At 64.2% G+C, this 4,360-nt stretch carries 2 protein-coding genes; both read left to right on the top strand.

The genetic code is table 11. From position 1 onward, the window contains the following. Positions 1-574: 574 nt before the first annotated feature. A complete protein-coding gene (locus Q0520_RS02810; RefSeq protein WP_298666317.1) occupies positions 575-3,643 on the top strand; it encodes an ATP-dependent DNA helicase in 3,069 nt (1,022 codons plus the stop codon). Further along, positions 3,640-4,360: ADP-ribosylglycohydrolase family protein (locus Q0520_RS02805; RefSeq protein ID WP_298666314.1), on the top strand; the 721-nt coding region annotated here is incomplete at its 3' end. The genes Q0520_RS02810 and Q0520_RS02805, both read left to right, overlap by 4 nt.

The following is a 4,360-nucleotide window of genomic DNA, read 5'->3' as shown; positions in this document are numbered from 1 at the left end:
CTGGATGCGCTGAGAAGGTATGACGTGACCCCTGTCGTCTGGAGCATGCGGGACCGGGTTGTGGACGAACTGGTGGCGTGAACATTTTCGTTATTCTATTCGATCCTCATTTTAATCTCCGGGCACCCCGGACCCCAACAAAGCCCGGTATGTCCTCCTTTTCTCCTATATCCCCCACCGTCTGAGGCCACAGGGCGGGCACCAGATCAGGCCAAACACGTCTTTCCGATCCAGAAAAGAGACAATATCCTCCGAACATCCCCCCACCCTGCGCCCGCCGGTCCCGCGGAGGATAGAACACCCTGCCCCCTCCCCGCCCTCCGGCCAGGAGCCAGCGGGAGAGGCGGGATCTTCGGCGGATTGCGCGGTAAAAAGAGTACTGTTCAGCCAGAACACCCCTTCGACCCCAGCAGGTATGACAGAGAACCGCCCCCGGACATGGCCCGTGGCCCCCGGGCAGAAGATCCGCCCTTCAGGCGGTGTGAAGGCCAGTCCGATCTTTCGACTGGATACGGGTCGCCTAAACTCATTTTCACCCCAAATTGCAGCACAAAAACCCAAAATATATCCTGCCATGTCACGTATTCCTGAACTCATGCACGCCCATACCGTCACCGACCTGAACCCCCGCCAGCGGGAAGCCGTCGCCAGCCCCGGGACGCACCTCGTCCTTGCAGGCCCGGGGTCAGGGAAGACCCGCGTCATCACCGAGAAGATCCTCCACCTCATCAGGTCAGGCCAGGCCAGGCCCGACGAGATCCTCGCCCTCACCTTCTCGGATAAAGCGGCACGCGAGATGCAGGAAAGGGTCGACAGGGCCGGCGACCTCGCCGCGGGCTGCACGGTCCAGACCTTCCACTCCTTCTGCCACACCCTCCTGATGGACCACGCCCTCGAGAGCGGGATCAACCTCAGGAACGGCCTGATCAGCCGGACCAACCAGATCGTCTGGGGACAGCGGAACATCGACGCCTTCGGCTTCGCGTATATTGAGGTCGGGAACAACGCCGCCAGTGTCATCGAGTCGATCATGGACGGGATCAGCAGCCTCAGGGACGAACTGATCACCACCGACGACCTGGAGACCTACATCAGGTCGCGGCCAGCCGACGATATCGAGGCCTGCCGCCTCGCCGACCTCCTCTCCGTCTACCGTGCCTATGAACAGTACAAGCGTGACGAGAAACTCATCGACTTCGACGACATGATCCACGAGGCCGTCATCCTGCTGGAAAAACGCCCCTTCGTGCGGGACCGCCTGAGAGAGCAGTATCCCTGCATCCTGGTCGACGAGTTCCAGGACACCAACTATGCCCAGCTCGCCCTGGTCAAGTCCCTCTGCAACGGCAACCTCTGCGTCGTCGGCGACGACGACCAGACGATCTACCGGTTCAGGGGCGCCTACTCCGGCAACGTGAAGGACTTCACGGAGACCTACCCCGACTCCTCGCTCACGGTCCTGAACCAGAACTACCGGAACTCGGGCACCATCCTCAGGCTTGCGGAGCACCTCATCGACCACACCCCCAACAGGACTCCGAAGGACCTCCGGACCGACAACCCGGACGGCGAACCCGTCGTCGTCGCCGAGTGCGAGACCGAGGCGGCCGAGGCCGCATATATCGCCGGCGAGATCCAGGCGCTCCTCAGGACGTCCTTCACCCCCCGGCACGAGGAGACGCCGCGCCCCTTCAGGTACGGAGACATCGCCGTCCTCTGCCGGCAGCGTGCCCAGGGACAGAAGGTCTACAGGCACCTGATGAACGACGGCGTCCCCTGCGATTTCGTCGGGGAGATGGACTCTTTCAGGCTCCCTGCGGTCAGGGACCTGCTCGCCACATTGCAGGCGGTCGACGACCCCCTGAAGGCGGGCATCCCGATCAACCGCCTCCTCCGCAGGGCCGGCGTCCCTGAACTGACCGTCCAGAGGATAAACAGGGAGGCGAGAGCACATGCGGACACGGACAACGACACGGACGGCGTCTACGAGGTCCTCCTCGGACATGCCGACGACCTGGAAGTGAAGGAGGTCGCCGACCGCCTGAAGCGCTTCATCGGCCTCAAGGCCACACTTTCCGTCCCCGACCTCGTCTACACCCTGATGATGGAGAGCGGCGGCCTGTACCCGGCAGCGATCAGGGACGGCGACGCCAGGGAGAGGCGGGTGCTGGACCAGGTCTACCGCCTGGCCACCGAGTACGCCACCCTGGCAAAGGAACCGACAGTCGCCGACTTCCTGGTCTACCTGGACCAGGTGAAGGAGATCTCGAATGAGACGGACGAGGATACCGGCGGGGAGGACGCCGTCCACATCATGACGGTCCACCAGAGCAAGGGGAAGGAGTTCCCCGTCGTCTTCATCGTCGACCTCTCGGAGGGCAAGTTCCCGGGGACGTACCACGCAAAGATGTTCACGGTGCCAAAAGACCTGGCGCGGGGCGTTGTCCCCGAAGAAGACGAGCGTGCACTCTCTCTGCAGGAAGAGCGCCGTCTCTGCTATGTGGCGATGACACGGGCCGAGGAGAGGCTGTACCTGACGCGGGCGGTCATGTACGACGGGCGAAAGACTGCGGCAAAGCCGTCTCTCTTCCTGGATGAACTTGAGTATCAAGAGAACCCCCTCATCAGGGTCGTCACGGTCCCCGACCCCGCGGTCAGGGCAGACAGCGTCGTGGTCTCCGACCTGGAGCAGGCACGGCAACGTCTGCAGGAGGAGGCGGTCAGGGCGGTCACCGAGATGCGCCTTGGCACGGCGGTGCAGAGGCTGATGGACCTGGAGAGGTGCCGGATGATCGCGGCCGGCGAGGACCCGGCCGCCTTCGACCGCGACGCCTTTCTCTCTGTCCCGGAGACGCCCTTCGACCTCGAGGTCAGGGCCGGCGTGCGGCCGGAGCCCGGCCTGACCGACGGTGTCCGCCTCTCGGCCTCGGCCCTCTCCACCTACGATGACTGTCCCCTGCGTTTCAAGTTCGGGACGGTTCTGCGGGTTCCGACGAGGCCGAAGACCTTCTTCTCCCTCGGGACGGCGGTGCACGCGGTCTGCGAGCAGGTGGCCCGCCGGAAGAGGGAGGGAGAGAGGGTCACCCTTGATGCGGCCCTTGCAGTCCTCGACGGCGTCTGGTCGTCGGCTGGCTACCCCTCGAAGACAAAAGAGGAGGAGGACCGGGAAAAGGCCAGGGAGATGGTGGCGACCTATGTCGCCTGGGAGGAGGCGAACAGGAACGAGGTGGTGGACGCGGAGAGGTGGTTCGAGTTCTCCATCGACGGTGTCCGTTTCGTCGGTTCCATCGACCGTCTTGAGCGGACACCAGAGGGGCGGTACGTGGTGATCGACTACAAGTCCGGCGGGACGGGATCGATCACGAAGAAGCGCCTGCCGGAGAATATCCAGCTGAACCTGTACTGCCTCGCGGTCAGGGAGGTCTTCGGCGAACTTCCGGAGAGGGCGACCTTCTTCTTTGTGCGGGAGAAGAAGGAGTGGAGTTATTTCCCGACGGAGGAGACGGTCGATGCGTTCAGGGAGAGGGTGTCGGGGTATATCAGGCGTATCCGGGCCGGGGAGTTCCCGGCCGTAAGCGGGTATGGGTGCACGTACTGCGACTACCAGATGCTCTGCGAGGACAGGGAGAAGGAGGAGGAATGATGGAGTCCGCAGGCCGATACCGCGGTTGTCTCCTCGGTCTTGCCGTGGGGGACGCTCTCGGGACGACACTTGAGTTCATGCCGCCGGGCTCATTCGAGCCCATCACCGATATGGTCGGCGGCGGGCCGTTCGGCCTGAAGGCCGGGGAGTGGACGGACGACACTTCTCTCGCCCTCTGCCTTGCCGAGAGCCTGATCGCGTGTGGGGGTTTCGACCCGGTCGACCAGCTGGAGAGGTACTGCCGGTGGTACAGGGAGGGGCACCTGAGTTCCAATGGGCGGTGCTTCGACATCGGGATAACAACGGAAAATGCGCTCCGGCGCTTCATGCTCTCCCGCGAACCCTTCTCAGGCCCGACGGGGGGGAGGTCGGCGAGCAACGGTTCCCTGATGCGTCTCGCACCGGTGCCCCTGTTCTATGCCGCCGACCCGGCCCGGGGCATCGAGGCCTCGGGCGAGAGTTCCCGGACCACCCACGGCCACCCGCTCGCCGTCGATGCCTGCCGGTACTTCGGGGGGCTCATCATCGGCGCCCTCGCCGGTGTCCCGAAGGAGGTCCTCCTCTCGGAGAGGTACGCACCTGTCCCGGGATACTGGCAGGACCACCCTCTCTCCGATGAGGTCGACAGGGTCGCCGCCGGGTCCTACCTCCACAGGGACCCGCCGGAGATCAGGGGCGGCAGTTATGTCGTGGAGTCGCTGGAGGCGGCGCTCTGGG

This window comes from uncultured Methanofollis sp., from assembly GCF_937919355.1.
Taxonomy (GTDB): Archaea; Halobacteriota; Methanomicrobia; order Methanomicrobiales; family Methanofollaceae; genus Methanofollis.
The sequence above is the reverse complement of the archived record's forward strand: the minus strand, read 5'-3'. Positions and strand labels throughout refer to the sequence as shown.

Bases quoted from the DNA above. Each gene is read 5' to 3' on its own strand.
- Q0520_RS02810 (WP_298666317.1), top strand. From the start codon at position 575: ATGTCACGTATTCCTGAACTCATGCACGCCCATACCGTCACCGACCTG.